The 17,353-nt window shown below is 53.3% G+C and carries 14 protein-coding genes; 8 read left to right on the top strand and 6 right to left on the bottom strand.

Annotation, left to right across the window (positions count from 1 at the left end):
- Positions 1–29: 29 nt before the first annotated feature.
- The 3 genes from ACT3TY_RS01670 to ACT3TY_RS01660 are packed head-to-tail and all read right to left on the bottom strand — an operon-like array spanning position 30 to position 3,040.
- Positions 30–1,037: an ArsA family ATPase gene (locus ACT3TY_RS01670; RefSeq protein ID WP_444627179.1), complete on the bottom strand. Its 1,008-nt coding sequence runs from the start codon at positions 1,035–1,037 to the stop codon at positions 30–32.
- Positions 1,038–1,068: 31 nt separating this feature from the next.
- A complete protein-coding gene (locus ACT3TY_RS01665; RefSeq protein ID WP_087105546.1) occupies positions 1,069–1,347 on the bottom strand; it encodes a cory-CC-star protein in 279 nt (92 codons plus the stop codon).
- A 16-nt stretch (positions 1,348–1,363) separates the two neighbouring features.
- Positions 1,364–3,040, bottom strand: coding sequence for a carbon starvation CstA family protein (locus ACT3TY_RS01660; protein ID WP_444627178.1), 1,677 nt, complete (start codon positions 3,038–3,040; stop codon positions 1,364–1,366).
- Positions 3,041–3,307: 267 nt separating this feature from the next.
- On the opposite strand from ACT3TY_RS01660, the gene ACT3TY_RS01655 reads away from it, so the two are divergent.
- The 4 genes from ACT3TY_RS01655 to ACT3TY_RS01640 are packed head-to-tail and all read left to right on the top strand — an operon-like array spanning position 3,308 to position 8,686.
- Positions 3,308–3,682, top strand: a complete 375-nt coding sequence (locus tag ACT3TY_RS01655; protein ID WP_172116528.1) for a response regulator transcription factor — start codon at positions 3,308–3,310, stop codon at positions 3,680–3,682.
- Positions 3,679–5,736: an exonuclease domain-containing protein gene (locus tag ACT3TY_RS01650; RefSeq protein WP_444627177.1), complete on the top strand. Its 2,058-nt coding sequence runs from the start codon at positions 3,679–3,681 to the stop codon at positions 5,734–5,736. The genes ACT3TY_RS01655 and ACT3TY_RS01650 overlap by 4 nt, the downstream gene beginning before the upstream one ends.
- The gene (locus ACT3TY_RS01645; protein ID WP_172116526.1) at positions 5,733–5,936 is read left to right on the top strand and encodes a hypothetical protein; all 204 of its coding nucleotides are present in this window, start codon (positions 5,733–5,735) and stop codon (positions 5,934–5,936) included. Before ACT3TY_RS01650 ends, ACT3TY_RS01645 begins: the two co-directional genes overlap by 4 nt.
- 2 nt (positions 5,937–5,938) lie before the next feature.
- Positions 5,939–8,686, top strand: a complete 2,748-nt coding sequence (locus tag ACT3TY_RS01640; RefSeq protein ID WP_444627176.1) for an ATP-binding protein — start codon at positions 5,939–5,941, stop codon at positions 8,684–8,686.
- On the opposite strand, the gene ACT3TY_RS01635 is transcribed toward ACT3TY_RS01640, so the two are convergent.
- On the bottom strand, positions 8,683–9,045 hold the full coding sequence (locus ACT3TY_RS01635; protein ID WP_444627175.1) for an HlyU family transcriptional regulator: 363 nt from the start codon (positions 9,043–9,045) through the stop codon (positions 8,683–8,685). The two genes, ACT3TY_RS01640 and ACT3TY_RS01635, sit on opposite strands and share 4 nt — an antisense overlap.
- Positions 9,046–9,102: 57 nt before the next feature.
- Complete coding sequence (locus ACT3TY_RS01630) at positions 9,103–10,323, bottom strand: argininosuccinate synthase (RefSeq protein WP_444627174.1); 1,221 nt, start codon at positions 10,321–10,323, stop codon at positions 9,103–9,105.
- 239 nt (positions 10,324–10,562) lie between these two features.
- Here ACT3TY_RS01630 and rnt point away from each other — a divergent pair, with 239 nt between their 5' ends.
- The gene (gene rnt / locus ACT3TY_RS01625) at positions 10,563–11,231 is read left to right on the top strand and encodes a ribonuclease T (RefSeq protein ID WP_087105554.1); all 669 of its coding nucleotides are present in this window, start codon (positions 10,563–10,565) and stop codon (positions 11,229–11,231) included.
- 128 nt (positions 11,232–11,359) lie between these two features.
- A complete protein-coding gene (locus ACT3TY_RS01620) occupies positions 11,360–12,619 on the top strand; it encodes a 6-phosphofructokinase (protein ID WP_444627173.1) in 1,260 nt (419 codons plus the stop codon).
- Positions 12,620–12,702: 83 nt separating this feature from the next.
- On the opposite strand, the gene ACT3TY_RS01615 is transcribed toward ACT3TY_RS01620, so the two are convergent.
- Complete coding sequence (locus ACT3TY_RS01615) at positions 12,703–14,421, bottom strand: protein kinase domain-containing protein (RefSeq protein WP_444627172.1); 1,719 nt, start codon at positions 14,419–14,421, stop codon at positions 12,703–12,705.
- Between the two features lie 294 nt (positions 14,422–14,715).
- On the opposite strand from ACT3TY_RS01615, the gene ppa reads away from it, so the two are divergent.
- Together ppa and dsbD are read left to right on the top strand one after the other, a co-directional pair.
- On the top strand, positions 14,716–15,246 hold the full coding sequence (gene ppa / locus ACT3TY_RS01610; RefSeq protein WP_087105558.1) for an inorganic diphosphatase: 531 nt from the start codon (positions 14,716–14,718) through the stop codon (positions 15,244–15,246).
- 185 nt (positions 15,247–15,431) lie between these two features.
- Positions 15,432–17,312 (top strand): protein-disulfide reductase DsbD, encoded by a 1,881-nt coding sequence (gene dsbD / locus ACT3TY_RS01605; RefSeq protein ID WP_444627171.1) that lies wholly within the window; start codon positions 15,432–15,434, stop codon positions 17,310–17,312.
- The last annotated feature ends 41 nt before the right edge of the window (positions 17,313–17,353 follow it).

Genomic DNA, 17,353 nt, shown 5'->3' with positions numbered 1-17,353 from the left:
TAAAAGCTCTGACATTAAAAACCTTGGTATTAAAAACCCTGGTGCTCCAGCTTATCAGCCAGCGATTCTAACACGTCGATCCCTTGTACATCGGTCGCTAACCACGGCAGCGTGGGGCGGGGAAATTGCTTAAATAACGTATCAATGCGTTCAAGATAAGTGGCCTCTTGCGCGCGTCGTGCCTGCAAAAAGGCACCGTCCGCTTCTTTAGGTATCACCCGGTTAACCAGTACGCCCGCCACGTTGATATTAACCTCTTCCAAGGCGCTGACGGCTCGCTGTGTCTCAAGGATAGGCAGTCGCTCCGGCGTCATGACGAATAAAAAGCTGCACGCCTTGGCATCCTCTATACGACGCCGTGCCTGGTGAAACAGCCGCCGACGGTTGATCAGCGTTTCCGCTACCTCGCGGGTACGCTCATCCAGACCGGAAAGCGCATCTTCTGTGGGGTTATCAAAGGGAGTAGCCACATCCTGCCCACGTGATGGAGTAAGATGCTTAAGCACACCGCTCAATTCAGCCGATTTGCGATTATGTGCCAGCAGTCCATCCGTCCAGGCCGCCATAGCTTCGGGCAGGGTTAAAAGGCGCAGCGTATGTCCAGTGGGCGCCGTATCGATAATCACCAAGTCATAAGGCGCATCGTCATCCAGAATCAGCCGCGCCAGCCGTTCAAGCAGGGCCGCTTCCTGAGTGCCAGGGGATTGACGCGTCAGGCGCATTTGCCGCTCTAGCTCCTGCATCATTTCAGGCGCGGCGAAGCGGCGCATTTGCTGGGTAACTCTATTTAAATGCGCTTCAACCTCACTATCAGGATCAATCTCCATGGCATCCAGATTAGGCAGCAAGCGACGCGGCGTATCGCCTAACGTTTGATCAAACACATCGCCCAGGCTATGGGCGGGGTCAGTTGAAACCACCAGCACGCGCTTGTTGCGTCTGGCCGCAAGAATTGCCAAAGAGGCCGCGACGGTTGTTTTACCCACGCCACCTTTACCGCCTACCCACAGCAGGCGGCGGTTGAGAACTGATTGCATAGGTTACCTGTCCATGGGCTTATTTAGGGGGCTAGCAACAGCGAAAATGGTCCAGCGGCGAATGTTCCATGCCCATTCGCGTATGCCAGTCATGAAAACGTTCAAGCAGCAGCGGCTGCAATTCCAGTGTGTAATAGGCGGCGGGGTTGGGTACCCCCATCATTTCTGAAAAAACCAGCAGCATGAACAGGTCATCTTCATCACGGCGCGCCCGCGCAATCGCCCCACGATAGCGCGCGCTATAGACCTCTTCGGTAAAAAAGCGGGCCTGGCCTAGCCAGGCCCGCAACGTATCACGTTTGGATGACATTATGATGCCCTCTTATTTAGTCACCTTGGGCTGCCATTTCAGCACGCGAGCGTTTAAGCGCAGCGGCACACTCCATCGCGACGAGAATGGCCGCCATCAGCACCACAATATCCATCACCAGCAGGAACATGTTGCCTTGGTCCCAGAAAGTGCGAAGCTGAATGAGTAATGCCAATATGGTCATTACCAGCAAAAAGCACAGGGGCGCCAGGGTGTACCACATGGGCCGCCGTAGACGTACCAGCATGACGGTAATAATCAGCAGCGTTAACCCGGCAAGCAACTGGTTGGTGGTGCCAAAAAGCGGCCAGATAATCAAACCGCCAGAACCATCTGCACCACCCGCCCCGAATGCCAACAACAGGCAGGTTCCCACCGCCAGACCTGTCGCAAGTGCCGGTTTTTTCATCCACGGCTGGTTATAAATATCACCCCACTCCTGGAAAATATAGCGCTGCAAGCGTAAGCCAGTATCCATAGTGGTACCTGCAAAAAGCGCGGCCATGACCGTAAGCAGTATCGCGGCAGTAGCCTCAGGCAGCCCAATACCGTTATGAATAATAAATGCGCCCCCTTCCACAAAGGCGTTAACGCCGCCCTGGCCAAAGGCGCTGTACATGGCCTGCCAATCGCCAAATGTCGCAAACCCTGCCGTCGCGGCCAAAATAGCCGCTAGTGCTAGCATCCCCTCGCCTACCGCCCCAAAGTAGCCCACGAACCGCGCATCGGTTTCTTTATTAAGCTGTTTGGACGTTGTACCTGAAGATACCAGCCCGTGGAAACCCGATATTGCCCCACAGGCAATCGTTACAAAAAGCAGCGGAATCATCGAAGGCGTGCCGGCAGGTACATTTCTGTTAAAGGCAGGCGCAACCAGCGTTGGGTTAAGCAGCACCAGCGCTCCATAAAGAATCAGCAGACCGATAAATAGCTGCAAACCATTGATATAGTCTCGTGGCTGCAGCAGCATCCATACGGGCAATAGCGAAGCAATGGCTGCATAGCCAAACAAAATCACAATCCAGATAGCGTTACCCGACAGCCCAGCGACTTCAGCAGGCATTTGAACAGGCACCATCGGGCCAATACCAATAAGCGCATAAAGAGCGATGACGCCTAATACCGATACCACAGTTAGGCTCAGTATCCGCCGGTAGATCAGTTGGCCAATGATCAGTGCCACAAAAATCGCTCCCCAGACCGGTACCACTGCACTAGGAAAGTTCATCATTAATCCGGCAATCACCACAGCAAACACGGCATTAACCATAAGCAGCACAAGGAAAATAACGATCATAAAAATGCTGCGTGCCCGTTTGCCGACTACATCGCCCGTTAAGGCGCCTACCGACTTGGCCTTATTGCGTACGCTGGCCCATATAGCGCCAAAATCGTGTACACCGGCAAAAAAGATGGTGCCGAACACCACCCATAAAAAAGCAGGTGCCCAGCCCCATATCACCGCAATGGCAGGGCCTACTATGGGTGCCGCTCCCGCTACTGAGGTAAAGTGATGCCCCCAGAGCACAAAACGGTTGGTCGGCACATAGTCGATGCCATCCTCAAATTCATGGGCAGGGGTTTTGAAATCGGGGTCTAACTGATAGATCTTTTGAGCAATAAATTTAGAATACAACACGTATCCTAACGCCATTGCCCCAAGTCCGATTAACAGCAAGATAACAGCACTCATATGCGCGGCTCCTTTGGCAAGATTGTTCTTTATTATTAAAACCAAGGCACGTATAGGTTAGGTGTTTCTGTTTATATGTTGGTACGGCTTCTTGATTACGTCTATGTCTAAATCTCTTGAACACCGATTATTCACCCTAAAGTTGTAAACTGGTACCCGCACTCGCTTTCTATTCGGCCAAGGTCGTCTTGGCCTGCCTTGCATCGCTACCTACACTCGTAGTGAGTGAGATAAATGCTTTTAAACAACAACCAGTCGGTGGGCTCCATGACAAAAGTGCTAGTGGTCGATGATGAACCGAACATCGTCCTGTCGATTGAATTTTTAATGGAGCAGGCAGGGTTTGATGTCATCAGCGCGCTGGATGGCGAACAAGCCCTTGAGTGTGTGGCGGCCAACGAACCAGATGTAGTGTTACTGGATATTAGCCTTCCCGGGATTAGCGGATTTGATGTATTGGAAGCACTACGCAGCCATACCGCTACGGCACAACTGCCGGTGATTATGCTCACCGCCCATGGCCGTGAAGCGGAGCGTGAAAAGGGCTTTGCACTGGGCGCTAACGCCTATATTACCAAGCCATTTTCAACACAGGCGCTGGTTGAGAAAGTGCAAACCCTGCTGGGTGAGGAAACCTCATGACACCAAAGGCACTGCCTAAACGGCAGCGTTTGGTGGGTGCCTGGCTACTGCTTAGCGGCTTGAGCCTCTTGGGAGGGGCTTTATTTGCTGCTTGGCTGGAAAGCCAGTTGAACGTGCGTGGTGGCTATCGGCTTATCCTCTGGGCTGGTTGCTTTTCAGGCGGCATCACACTTTTCTTAGTGGGCTTGCTGCTTGAACGTCTGCTTTTTACGCCGCTACGCAGTCTGCAAGCACAGCTTGCCCGACTGGCCGCCAACCCTGATACCGAAGACACCTGGCCCCCGCAAGGCTGGTTGAAGGGCCTGGCACCTGATCTACGCCGTGTGCAAGAGAGCTGGCACTCGGACCGTCATTCATTGCATAAGGCCCGTGCCGAGGGCGCCCAAAGCGCAACCCGTACCCGTAAAGCGCTTGAGGCGCTGCTGCAGGTGCTGGAAACGCCGCTTCTGCTTTACGATAAGCACCGCCGTTTAATGCTGTTCAACCAAGCGGCTGAGCGCTTTTTTGTGAATACGCAAGGCCTGGGCTTGGGTAAGCGTCTGGAAGCCCTATTGCCGCTTGCAAGTTTGCAACAACTCCTTGAGCAACTGCCCGCTAATGGCACTCCGCGTGAGCTTTTGGTGCCGTGTGATCAGCGCTGGTTAAAAGTCATTATCCGTCGGGTGCCTGAAAGCCAAGGTGAAACACTGATAACCTGCAGCGATGCCACGGCGGCCTGGGCCAGTGAACGGGGTGAGCGGGCCGATCTTGCACGTATGCTCACACCTCTGCGCCAACATACTGCAAGCCTGGTAACCGCGACGGATGCACTCAGCCAACTGCGTCAATCAGCGCATGAAAGTGCCTCGCTTGCTCAGCGGCTGGAGCAAGTAGTGCGTGAAGAGAGTAGCGCCCTTGGTGAAACAGTCGCCAACGTCAGTGAACTTGTTGAAGCCATGCAGCAACAGGGTGAGCGGCTTACCTCAATATGGTCCAATGACTTTTGGCAGATGCTGGATGATTATCTGGACCCTGCCCACCGCCTGATCACCCCCATTGGAATGCCAGTCTGGTTTAAAGGCGATGCCCCTGCATTGATGGCTCTTTTTGGATCGCTGGTTAAACACCTGAGTGATTACATCACAGGTAGTGTATTTGAAGGCGAAGTGTCGCTTAGCCCTAAACACACCTACCTCGACCTTGTATGGAAGGGCAAACCGATACCCGAGAGCGAGCTTACCAAGTGGCTGATGCACCCCCTGAACACGCTCCCCTTGAGCCCAAGTGCGGCGGATGTATTGCGCCAGCACGCAAGCGATGCCTGGAGCACGCAAGACACCGACGGCCAGCACGCACGCTTGCGGCTACCACTTCTTGGCGTGGCGCAAAATGCGGCTCCGCGCTCTGCGCCACCTCGGCCAGAATTTCATGATTTTGGTATCGCAGACTTGCCCTCACCCGATACCACGCTCGCTAATTGCGCTCTGCGTAGCTTGGAACTGGTGATTTTTGATACCGAAACAACCGGTCTTGAGCTGCGCAGAGGCGATACGGTGATTAGCCTCGGCGCCTGTCGTATTGTGAATGGGCGCTTATTAGCCAGCGATGTGTTTGATCACTACGTTAACCCACACAAGCCGATTCCTGCCGCCAGTACCGCGATTCATGGCATCACAGATAGCGACGTTAACGAAGCCCCGCGCCTGGAACAGGTGCTACCGCACTTTCGTGATTATATTGGTGAAGCTGTCCTGCTCGCCCATAACGCTTCGTTTGATATGCTCGCGATCAGCCAAAAAGGTGTGCTGTTCGACATGCCCGTACTGGATACATTATTAATCTCCCGTGCGCTTGATGAAGGGCTCGATGGCCATGACCTGGACAGCCTGGTGCAGCGGTATGGTTTGACACTGCCACCTGGCCTTCGCCATACGGCGCTGGGCGATGCTCGCGTAACCGGCGAGCTCTGGCTTGCATTACTGCCGCGTTTGGAAGCACGCGGAATTACCACTCTTGAGCAGCTACTCGCCTTACAAGCCAGTGCGTTTGATAAAGAGGATGCCAGCGCCTCATGATGCCTTCAAATTCACGCTACCGAGAACGCTTACTTGGGCTAGTCACTCTGGCACTGATGCTTTTCTGTCCGCCACTGCTTCTAGTGATTGATCGCCTGCCCTCGGTAGGTATCGGTTGGCTCCCCCTTTATCTTTTCTGCAGTTGGGCGTTCATCATTGGCCTAAGCGCATGGCTGATGGAACCTACTAAAAGGCGATAATCATGCGAACGGATGCGCTGATACTAAGTGCGGTGTTCGGCTATTTAGGCCTGCTTTTTCTAGTAGCGGCCTGGGGCGACCGCCGGGCGGTGCAAGGCCGTTCGATTATTAACTCACCAACGGTGTATGCGCTTTCCATTGCCGTTTACTGTACGGCATGGACGTTCTACGGCAGTGTCGGGCGCGCGGCGCAGTTTGGCCCAAGTTTTTTACTTATCTATTTAGGGCCAACGCTTGCGATGATGCTATCGCCTTTTATCATCCGCAAAATGGTGCGCATTGCCGCACGCCAACGGCTCACCTCCATTGCTGACTTTATTAGTGCCCGCTATGGCAAAAGTGCCAGTCTTGGCGCGCTAGTGGCGCTCATATCGCTAATTACCATTACGCCGTATATAGCCCTACAGCTAAAGGCCATTACGGTGAGCCATGCGGTACTCATTAGCTACCCACAAAGCGCTGAGTCGATTCTCTATAATGAGCGTTTCTGGATGGACCGCTCCTTGTGGGTTGCTTTGGTACTGGCCGTTTTTATTATTTTATTCGGCACACGCCATCTGGATGCCAGCGAGCGTCATGAAGGCATGGTAGCGGCTATTGCGCTGGAGTCTATTGTCAAACTGGTGGCTTTTCTAGCGGTGGGGCTTTTTGTTGTCTTTATCCTGTTTGAGGGGCCAGGTTCGCTGTTTACTCAGGTCGCCCAAACGCCTGCTTTAAGCCAATTAATGCACCTGGAAAGCGTTCCAGGTGGAGCAACCGGCTGGGTAGGCATGTTGGTCCTTGCCTTTCTGGCGTTCCTAACCCTGCCACGTCAGTTCCAGGTGCTGGTGGTTGAAAATATCGATGAGCGCCATCTTGCCAGGGCCAGTTGGCTATTCCCCCTGTATTTACTCCTGATCAACCTATTTGTGATCCCTATTGCACTGGCCGGTTTACTACTCGACGCGGGAGACCCAGACAGCTTTGTGCTGACCCTGCCGCTTTCCGCGGGGCTTGAAGGGCTTCCCCTTCTGGTCTTTATTGGCGGGCTTTCTGCGGCAACGGGCATGGTTATTGTTGAAACCATTGCGCTCTCCACTATGGTCAGCAACCAACTGATCATGCCGCTCTTGCTACGTTTTAAGGCGCTGCATACAGACAGTAAAGGCGGGCTTGCCCGGTGGCTTTTAAGAATACGCCGGGTCGCCATCGTACTTATCTTGCTACTCGGCTATCTCTACCACGCGCTCATCGGCGACTCCTACAGTTTAGTCACCATCGGCCTGGTATCTTTCGTCGGCGCGGCACAGTTCGCACCGGCCCTGCTAATTGGCCTTTATTGGCGTGGCGCCACCCGGCTTGGGGCAGTGTATGGCCTAATCGGTGGATTCTTCATGTGGAGCTACACCCTGCTCCTGCCTGGGTTTGCTCAGTCCGGATGGCTGGATAGCGCACTACTCACCGAAGGCCCTTGGGGTATTAGCTGGCTGACGCCCTATGCGCTTTTTGGGTTGGAAGAATGGGACATTTATACGCACTCCCTTCTCTGGAGCATGTTTGTCAACGCAGGTCTGTTAGTGAGTATTTCACTGTTTACGCGCTCCACCCCGCTTGAACAAACCCAGGCCGCCCTGTTTACCGAGGCGCTGCACCCCAACCTGCCCACCACTTCGCTTCAACGTGGCCAAACAACGCAAGGTGCTCTGCATGAGCTATTGGTGCGCTACTTAGGGCTTAAAGCGGCGCAGCAGGTTTTTTCAACGCACACCCAAACCCTTAGCACATTGCAAAAAGACCAGCCTGCCGCTGATGAACTTATCATGCGCGCAGAACAGGCCTTGGCAGGCTCACTGGGTAATGCGTCAGCGCGCGTATTGATCAACTCGGTGGTTCGCGGTGAAGCACTCGATATTGAGTCATTGCTCAGCATGCTGGACATCACCACGCAAACGCTGGAGTACAACCGTCGTTTAAAACAAAAATCGGATGAGCTGACGCGAATCGGCAAGGACTTACAAAGCGCCAATGATCGACTCCGTGAATTGGATCGTTTAAAGGATGAGTTTGTAGCGATGGTGAGTCATGAGCTGCGCACCCCGCTCACCTCCATTCGCGCGTTTGCAGAAATCCTGTCAGGTTCTCAGGCCGTCCCCGAGGAAAAGCGACAGCACTTTTTGCACGTCATGGTACTTGAGAGCCAGCGCCTTTCACGGCTGATCGATGAAATTCTGGATCTTGCCCGCCTTGAGAGTGGCCGTATGACGTTTGATGCAAAAACGCTGGATCTAGCAGCGCTTACCGACCATAGCCTTGAAGCAATTGCGCGACTACAAGAGCAACGTAATGTCCACCTTGAGGTCACTATTTTAGAACGACCCGCCAACGTTATTGGCGACCCGGACCGGCTGGAACAAATTATTATCAATTTGCTGGATAACGCGAGCAAATTTGCCGACCCGGCAGATCCACACGTCTTGCTGCGCTTGTATAAACAGAATCAACATATTTATTTATGCGTCGAAGATAATGGCGCAGGCATTGAGCCAAGCGCACGTGAACATGTATTCGAGAAATTCCACCAGCTACAGCCGGGTGATACGTCCACCGGTGGTCGCCCTAAAGGCAGTGGTTTAGGCTTGCCTATCAGCCGTGCAATTGCTGTTCACTTGGGTGGCAGGCTTTGGGTAGAGGATGCCCAAGTGCTCAAGGGCGCCTGCTTTGTGTTGACACTACCAGAAGCAGAACCTAACAAAGGCAATCCTGCACCTTAGGCGCTTGGCGTTTGCTGGTTATCCGTCATTGTTGGCTCACTGCCCACATGACGAGGGTCGGGCTTAAACATTTCATCGCCCACTTCATCAATAAAACGCTGTGCCTTGGTCACCATCATGGCGTCGCAGGCATCGCGGCCAGGGAGCATATCGGAACGCTCAAAGCGAAGTTCACGCGGCTCACCATTGCTGTCAGCCTTGCTAATCCAACCGCTGACGCGGTATTGACCGCTTTGTTGATCGGGCTGAGAAACGATCGAATAGCCTTTGTATTCCACCGGTTCCGAGGCATTGGTGACCGCCTTAGTGGCCGACTTACTTTCGCCACCCAACAGTCCTGAAAAGAGCTTTTTAAACATACTGGCTCCTGGCGTTAGAAAAAAAGCGGCAGGAAAACCTGCCGCTTTTGATCGGAATTAGCTCTGCTGACGACCTTTGCCAGCGGCGATCCGTAAGCGTAATGCATTCAGCTTGATAAAACCTTCCGCGTCTTTCTGGTTGTAAGCACCGGCGTCATCTTCAAACGTTGCGATGGACTCGTCGAATAATGACTGCTCGGACTTACGTCCTACTACGGTGGCGTTACCTTTATAGAGCTTCAGGCGCACAACGCCCGAGACGTTTTTCTGCGTCTCATCGATAGCGGCTTGCAGCATGCGGCGCTCAGGACTCCACCAGTAGCCGTTGTAGATCACTTCTGCGTATTTCGGCATTAGCTGATCTTTGAGGTGGGCTTCTTCACGATCAAGCGTCAGCGATTCAATGGCACGGTGGGCACGCAGCATGATGGTGCCGCCAGGTGTTTCGTAGCAGCCACGCGACTTCATGCCCACGTAGCGGTTCTCAACAATATCCAGACGGCCAATGCCGTTATCGCCACCTACTTTATTGAGTTTCTCAAGCACTTCGTGAGGCTTGTGCGCTTCGCCGTCGATGGCAACGATATCGCCTTTCTCGAACGTCAACTCAACATACGTAGGCTGATCCGGGGCGGCTTCAGGCGATACGCTCCAACGCCACATATCGTCCTCAGCTTCGGCCCACGGATCTTCCAAAATGCCGCCTTCGTACGAGATATGCAACAGGTTGGCGTCCATGGAGTACGGCGATTTCTTCTTCTTGCTGGAGAAGTCGACCGGGATATTGTGCTCTTCGCAGTAAGCCATCAGCTTTTCACGAGACGTCAGATCCCACTCGCGCCACGGCGCAATCACTTTAACGCCAGGTTTCAGTGCGTAACCGCCCAGCTCAAAGCGCACCTGGTCGTTACCTTTACCGGTTGCACCGTGAGAGATAGCATCGGCGCCGGTTTCATTGGCGATTTCGATCAACCGCTTGGCGATTAGCGGGCGTGCAATTGAGGTGCCCAGCAAATACTCGCCTTCATAAACGGTATTGGCACGGAACATTGGGAAGACATAGTCGCGTACAAACTCTTCGCGCAAATCTTCAATGTAAATTTCTTTAACACCTAGTGCCTGTGCCTTCGCGCGAGCCGGCTCGACTTCTTCGCCTTGACCGATGTCGGCAGTAAAGGTCACTACCTCGCAGTTGTAAGTTTCTTGCAACCACTTAACGATTACAGAGGTGTCCAGGCCGCCTGAATATGCCAGCACAACCTTTTTGACATCGGACATTCTTTGCTCCTTGTTTATAAAACCGTTTATAAAAACCACGTGTATGAAACTACGCTCACCAGCGAATACGGCGCCTTTAAGCGCACAACATATCAAAGTAAACGCCAAGTATAGCGTTCTCTATGGCTAGCGAATACCGTCAGCGACGCCTTATACAGAAAGCTGCTAGAATCACACCATCCAGGAGGCGGCCTACCGCCCATTTTTGACGATTACTCGCTGTACTTAAGGAGAGCTGCATGAGCGAGGCAATTGCCCGCGAATTAATGGCCCAACGTTTTCGCAGTTATCTGCCGGTTGTCATTGATTTAGAAACGGGTGGCTTCAATGCCCAAAGTGATGCCGTGCTTGAAATTGCAGCCGTCACGCTCACCATGGACCCGGAAGGAAATCTGCTGCCTGATGCGACCTACGCTTATCACATTCAACCCTTTGAAGGGGCCAATGTTGAACAGTCAGCGCTGGACTTTACCGGTATTAATCTGGATGACCCGCTACGCCGCCAGGTAGCGCTCAGCGAAACAGAAGCGCTGGGTGAAATTTTCCGCCCTATACGCAAATCTATAAAAGCCCACGGATGTTCGCGCGCCATTTTAGTCGGCCATAATGCTGCGTTTGATCAGGGTTTTCTTAACGCTGCCGCTAATCGTTGCAACGTTAAACGCAACCCGTTCCACCCTTTCTCAAGTTTTGACACCGCGACACTGGCAGGCCTTGTTTACGGCCAAACCGTACTGGCCCGAGCCTGCCGTGCGGCCGGTATCGAATTTGACAATAAAGCAGCACACTCAGCACGCTACGATACCGAACGCACGGCGGAGTTATTCTGCGCCATGGTTAACCGTTATAAAGACCTGGGTGGATGGCGCCTGGCCCAACGAGAGCAGGACATGGACGACGGTGAATAACCCGTTGGCTGGATGCAGTGACGTGGGCTTTACGCTAAACTTCGCCACTTTACATGCACTGTTGATGAAGGCGTTCAACGCTTTCTGTGTGCTTTATTTTTTCGCTTTTCAAAAGATGAGACGTTTCAATGGCTCAGTATAATGCCTTTTACGCCCAGTCAGGCGGCGTTACCGCCGTTATTAACGCCAGCGCCTGCGGCGTTATCGAAGCATGCCGACAAGCTCCCGAACAAATTGGCAAGGTATACGCGGGCCATAACGGCATTATTGGCGCATTAACCGAAGACCTCATTGATGTTACTCAGGAAAGCGACGAAGCGATTGCCGCATTACGCTATACGCCCGGCGGTGCATTCGGTTCTTGCCGCTATAAGCTAAAAGATATAGATACCCATCGCACTCAGTACGAGCGGTTAATTGAGGTATTTAAGGCACATAATATTCGCTACTTCTTCTATAACGGTGGTGGCGACAGTGCCGACACTTGCCTGAAGATCTCTCAACTTTCAGAAAAGCTGGGCTACCCGCTAACCGCTATTCACGTGCCTAAAACCGTGGATAACGACCTGCCGATTACCGATAACAGCCCGGGTTTTGGTAGCGTTGCCAAATATATTGCCACCTCTACTCGTGAAACCTCTCTCGATATCGCCTCCATGTGCGCAACATCTACCAAAGTCTTCGTGCTTGAAGTGATGGGACGCCATGCTGGCTGGATTGCAGCGGCGGGCGGATTAGCCGGTGAAGGCGAAGGTGAACCGCCTCACTTGATTATTTTCCCCGAGATCGCCTTCAACCGTAAAGCCGTCATGGCGCGGGTTGAGGAAAGCGTGAAACAGAACGGCTACTGCGTCATCGTGGTATCAGAAGGCGCACGTTATGAAGACGGCACCTTCCTGGCCGATGCAGGCAATACCGATGCCTTTGGTCATCGCCAGTTGGGTGGTGTTGCGCCTACGCTTGCCGGCATGATCAAGCAAGACCTGGGCTACAAGTATCACTGGGCCGTCGCTGACTACTTACAGCGTGCAGCTCGCCACCTGGCCTCGAAAACAGACGTTGAACAAGCCTATGCGGTTGGCCGTGAAGCCGTGACGCTCGCGCTGGCAGGTAAGAACTCGATGATGCCCGCGATTCGCCGTATTTCTCAATCACCCTATCAGTGGGATGTCATTTCCGCGCCGTTGGCCCAGATTGCCAACCAGGAAAAGTTCATGCCGCGTGATTTTATCAGTGAAAGCGGCTTTGCGATTACCCAGGCATGCCGTGATTACCTCTCACCGTTGATTCAAGGCGAAGACTTCCCGCCCTTTGAGAACGGCTTGCCCAAAGTGGCTAAGCTGCAACTTGCCAAAGTGGACCAAAAACTCCCCACGTTTACGCTATAAGGTGCCACCCCTTTCGGGGTTGCCAACGGCGGTAACCAAAACGGGCGATGATTATCTCATCGCCCGTTTTTTTAGCTAGCACATCACCTTAATAGCCACGAAAGTACCAATAACAGCAGCAACACTCCGGCGACGCCTTGCCAGAAATGACGACGTGGCTCCTGGCGAGAGTCCTCTTGAACAGGTAAACGGCCTAGCGGAACTCGCAGTGCATGTAGAAACTCTGACTGACGCCTAAAGCGCAGCGCACGCTGTGGGTCCAATGCACGCCGTAAGGCATCATCCAGCTCTTGGGTAATTTCCGGATTATGAGTTCGCGAGCTGCGATAGCTAAGTTCTTCTAAATCCGTATGGCTGCGCAACTTGTTCGGGGTAAGTTGGTAAGGTAGCTCTCCGGTTAACAGCCAGTAGACGGTTGAAGCGAGGGAGTACTGATCGCTGCGGCGGCCAATGCTATCTTCCAATGCATACTCAGGCGCGGTGTGTTCGTTAAAACCAATTTGGCGCAACAACTCACCTGAATGCCGGTGACCGTCCACCTCACGCATATGGCACGCGCTAAAATCGTTGAGCACCAGCTTACCGTGGCTATCAATTAAAATATTATCCGGCGTAATCTGCTGATGAATAATGTCGCGGTGGTGCAGCGCCTGCACGGCCTTACCCAGCTGGTTTGCGATATCCAAGCGCTGGATAAGGCTGGCCTGAGGATGCCGCTCGGCCCACTGGCGCAACGTGTCCCCTTCAACATGCTGCATCAAGTAGTAAAGATAGCGGCGTGGTCTTGAGGGCTTTACGACCTTAGCGATAAAAGGCGAATTAACCCGCTCAACGATCCACTGCTGAAGCAGGAAATGCTCCAGATAGGCATTACGGAGCGATAGCTCAGGGCTTGGCGCCTTCATTGCCATTTCACGCTCGGTATGCACGTCTCTTACCCGATAGACACGAGACTGCGCATTACGCGACAGCACTTCTATCACTTCCAACCCATCAAGCCGCTCGCCTGGCGCAAGTTCAGGCGGAATCGGCAAATCACCGTAAATCAGCCCTGGGTCGTCCGGCGACTCTTCCGGTAACTCATCAATACGCACCAACTGAAAGCAAAATTGATCCCCACCGTAGCCTCGCTCTTGGGCGCGCTGCTTGGCTTCACTGGCCAGGCGTTCGCAAGCTGCATCCAGGTCACTAGCATCCTGGCGAATCAAGCGTACATAGTCGGAAGGCAACAGCGTACCGCGCACGCCACGCGTGGTGAACAGAAAAATATCGCCCTGTTTAAGGCCCAGATGGGTATAGTCGATGTCCACACTGCCATCCATTCCCAGCGCCCGGGACGGATAGTGGTAGCCGCCAATATCGGTCACATGGTCTCGCGTTAGCTGTTCAAACTCAGCGCCCCGTAAGCGAAATACCAGCGTGTCCCCCATATGAAACAGGTGCGCTTCGCACTTACGAAAGACAACCACCGACATTGAGGAAACAAAGCCACCCTCTTTTACATGCTGGCTTTGGCTGTAACACCAGCTATTGAGCGCACGTAGCACGCGTGTTGCTGACGTTTTAGTATCCCAATGGTCTGGCGTAGAAAAGTAATCCGCTAGAAAGCCACGCACACTTAAATCACCCGCCTGTTTGGCCAGCGCATTGCGCGACACAGAGTCGCTGATAACGGCGCAGCCCCCTTTGACCTTTAATAGCGGTGCATCAGGGAAACGCACCGACATGGAGCTGCGATGCAAACGTCGGTCAGGCGCAACAAACGCTTGACCATAACTGATCAGCAACTGGGCATGCCCCACTCATCCTCCTTGGCGAACCGCTCAACATAACTTCATGACAGAATTTCATGATAGAATTTCATGACAGAACTTCATGGTCGCTATAATACACGCAACGGCTTTACTGCGATGCCCACCAAACGTCGCGACCACTGCGATAAAAGCAAATTACCGCTACCATTAAGCGATAGCGTCGGCGCTGCGCCCATGTTGCATTGGCAATCGCCCAGCCATCTTCGTATAATTCCCGACTATTCGTGCAACGCATCAATTGCTTAGCCACTGCAACACCCAAGAACTTCTAAGGACTCAACGATGAACTTCGATAACATCCCAGCCGGAAAGGATTTGCCGAACGATATTTACGTGGCGATCGAGATTCCTGCGAACCACTCGCCTATCAAATACGAAATTGATAAGGATATGGGCGCACTATTGGTTGATCGTTTTATGGCGACCCCAATGTTCTACCCCGCCAACTACGGCTTTATCCCCCATACGCTGGCTGATGATGGCGATGCACTCGACGCCTTAGTAGTAACACCGCACCCGGTAGCGCCTGGCAGCATTATTCGTGCGCGCCCCATCGGCATCCTGAACATGACCGATGAAGCAGGTGAAGATGCCAAGCTGGTATGCGTACCGCACCCCAAACTCAGCACGCTTTATGATGACGTACAGGAAGTTACCGACCTACCCGAGCTTCTGCGTCAGCAAATCGCCCACTTCTTTGAAAACTACAAAGACCTTGAAAAAGGCAAGTGGGTAAAAGTTGAGTCCTGGGAAGGCGTTGAAGCAGCGCGTAAAGCTATTGAAAAATCAGCGGCCGCTTACCAAAAGGCGTAAGTGAACTAAACGCGCTGTTTTGTCTCTATTAAGAAGGCCGCCAATAGGCGGCCTTCTTATTACACCCACTAGCCATTTTTTATCACTGCGCGTGGATCTTTCACAAGTGCTACAAGCGCTCGTTCCATATTATGCGCCATGTTAATGCGGGTGCTTTTCAGCCATATCGCCGTTAAGGATGTATCGTGTTATCCGTCAAACGATTAGGTTTATTCTGGCTACTCTGCTGGCTACCATTATTCGCCCACGCACAATGGTTTTCATCCAGCAGCAACGATCAGTTTCTGCCCGTAATGGAGGCATTTCAGCCTACCGCTTGGCACGATGGCGAAACACTTTATATCGGCATTCAAAGTGCTGAAGACTATTACCTTTACCGACATCAGTTTGACGTTAAAAGCCAAACGCCTTCTGTGGCACTGGGTAGCCCTGCTCTACCCGAAGGCACCTTTACCAATGACGAATTTATGGGCGATGTCTACACCTTTCGCGACATACTGGTGTTTGAGACACCGCTTGAACACGTTTATTCAGGCCCCATCGACATTGAGCTTACCTTTCAAGGCTGCGCCGATGCCGGGCTTTGCTACCCACCTGAACAGGTACCGCTACAGGCCGCTGAGTCACAGCCGCCTGCTCAATATACCCAATGGTTAGCCGAAAACAGCCACCCATCAACTGGCGTTGCCGCGCCTGCCCAAGCGGCGAGCAGCGCTGAGCCGGAAAACCTCAACACTTCTCGTCAAGCGCTGAACACACCGCAAAGTGCCGACAGCCGCTTTAGCGCCTTACTAAGCGAGGCAAGCCTGCCGCTGGCCTTGGGTCTTTTCTTTATTGCCGGGCTGGGTTTAACATTTACGCCCTGCGTTTTACCCATGATTCCCATTCTTTCCTCGATCATCGTTGGTCAAAATCCAACTAAACCGCGTGCGTTTGTTCTTTCGGCAAGCTATGTGTTGGGCATGGCGACGACCTACGCCGTTGTCGGTGTCTTAATGGGACTCTTTGGGGCAGGCCTAAACTTGCAGGCCCGCCTTCAGTCGGCGCCTGTATTAATAGCGTTTGGGTTACTTTTCACGCTGTTTGCGCTCGCCATGTTTGGCGCCTTCGAGTTACGTTTCTCGTCACGCATGACCCACCGCATCGAGGCGTGGCAAGCTCGGGCGCAACGCAGTGGCCCGGGAGGGCTCGCCTTGGCAGGCGCGCTTTCGGTACTGGTGGTATCGCCCTGCGTTACCGCGCCGCTTGCCGGTGCGTTGGTCTTTATTTCCTCTACCGGCGACGCTGCTATTGGGGGCGCGGTTCTTTTTGCGCTGGGCCTTGGCATGGGGTTACCGCTGCTACTGGTCGGCACGCTGGGCGTTACCCTACTGCCGCGAACAGGCGCCTGGATGAACGGCGTTAAGACCGGCTTTGGTTTATTGCTGCTGGGTGTGGCCATTTGGATGATCGAGCGTCTTGTAGCCGGGCCTGTAGGACTCTTGCTCTGGGCAGCACTGGCGATAGGCAGCGCGCTGGCGCTGGGCGCGTTACGTCTGAACCCACCGTTAGGTTGGTCGCGTGCGCGACAAACGCTGGGGTTGATGCTGCTTGCCTGGGGGGTTGCCCTCGTTTTGGGCGCAGCTCAGGGCAATAATAACCCGCTTCAACCGCTGCGCTTTTCCCATAGTGCTACAGCCACTCAAGAAACGGCGCTTGATTTTGTAACCGTGGATAGCCTGGATGAACTACGCTCAGCTCTTGCTCAGGCAGACAGTGCCCATCAACCCGCCTTTGTCCACTTCACCGCTGACTGGTGTATTTCATGCAAAGTGATGGAGCGTGAAGTTTATCCAGACCCACGTGTTATTGAGGCGCTGGAAGGCTTCACGCTAATTGCCGTCGATGTCACCGATACGACCCCTGAAAGTAGGCAGCTACTTAACCAGTACCAGCTTTTTGGGCCGCCCAGCCTGCTGTTCTTTGATCAAGGTGCAGAAATACGCCCAGCGCGGATCCAAGGGGAGGTCACCGCCAACGCGCTTGCAGAGCATCTTTCATCCTTAAAACAGTGGCTATTAAGCTAAAAGCCTGAACTTTATTTGTACCCTGGGGGCAATTGTTGAGT

This window comes from Halomonas sp. AOP22-C1-8 (genome assembly GCF_052378905.1).
Taxonomy (GTDB): Bacteria; Pseudomonadota; Gammaproteobacteria; order Pseudomonadales; family Halomonadaceae; genus Vreelandella; species Vreelandella citrativorans.
Note: the sequence above shows the minus strand (reverse complement) of the source record. Positions and strands in the feature narration are given on the sequence as shown.

What these genes read in the sequence shown, in the direction of transcription:
- ACT3TY_RS01670 (WP_444627179.1), bottom strand. Translation starts at nt 1,037, where the DNA reads ATGCAATCAGTTCTCAACCGCCGCCTGCTGTGGGTAGGCGGTAAAGGT.
- ACT3TY_RS01665 (WP_087105546.1), bottom strand. Translation starts at nt 1,347, where the DNA reads ATGTCATCCAAACGTGATACGTTGCGGGCCTGGCTAGGCCAGGCCCGC.
- ACT3TY_RS01660 (WP_444627178.1), bottom strand. Translation starts at nt 3,040, where the DNA reads ATGAGTGCTGTTATCTTGCTGTTAATCGGACTTGGGGCAATGGCGTTA.
- ACT3TY_RS01655 (WP_172116528.1), top strand. Translation starts at nt 3,308, where the DNA reads ATGACAAAAGTGCTAGTGGTCGATGATGAACCGAACATCGTCCTGTCG.
- ACT3TY_RS01650 (WP_444627177.1), top strand. Translation starts at nt 3,679, where the DNA reads ATGACACCAAAGGCACTGCCTAAACGGCAGCGTTTGGTGGGTGCCTGG.
- ACT3TY_RS01645 (WP_172116526.1), top strand. Translation starts at nt 5,733, where the DNA reads ATGATGCCTTCAAATTCACGCTACCGAGAACGCTTACTTGGGCTAGTC.
- ACT3TY_RS01640 (WP_444627176.1), top strand. Translation starts at nt 5,939, where the DNA reads ATGCGAACGGATGCGCTGATACTAAGTGCGGTGTTCGGCTATTTAGGC.
- ACT3TY_RS01635 (WP_444627175.1), bottom strand. Translation starts at nt 9,045, where the DNA reads ATGTTTAAAAAGCTCTTTTCAGGACTGTTGGGTGGCGAAAGTAAGTCG.
- ACT3TY_RS01630 (WP_444627174.1), bottom strand. Translation starts at nt 10,323, where the DNA reads ATGTCCGATGTCAAAAAGGTTGTGCTGGCATATTCAGGCGGCCTGGAC.
- rnt (WP_087105554.1), top strand. Translation starts at nt 10,563, where the DNA reads ATGAGCGAGGCAATTGCCCGCGAATTAATGGCCCAACGTTTTCGCAGT.
- ACT3TY_RS01620 (WP_444627173.1), top strand. Translation starts at nt 11,360, where the DNA reads ATGGCTCAGTATAATGCCTTTTACGCCCAGTCAGGCGGCGTTACCGCC.
- ppa (WP_087105558.1), top strand. Translation starts at nt 14,716, where the DNA reads ATGAACTTCGATAACATCCCAGCCGGAAAGGATTTGCCGAACGATATT.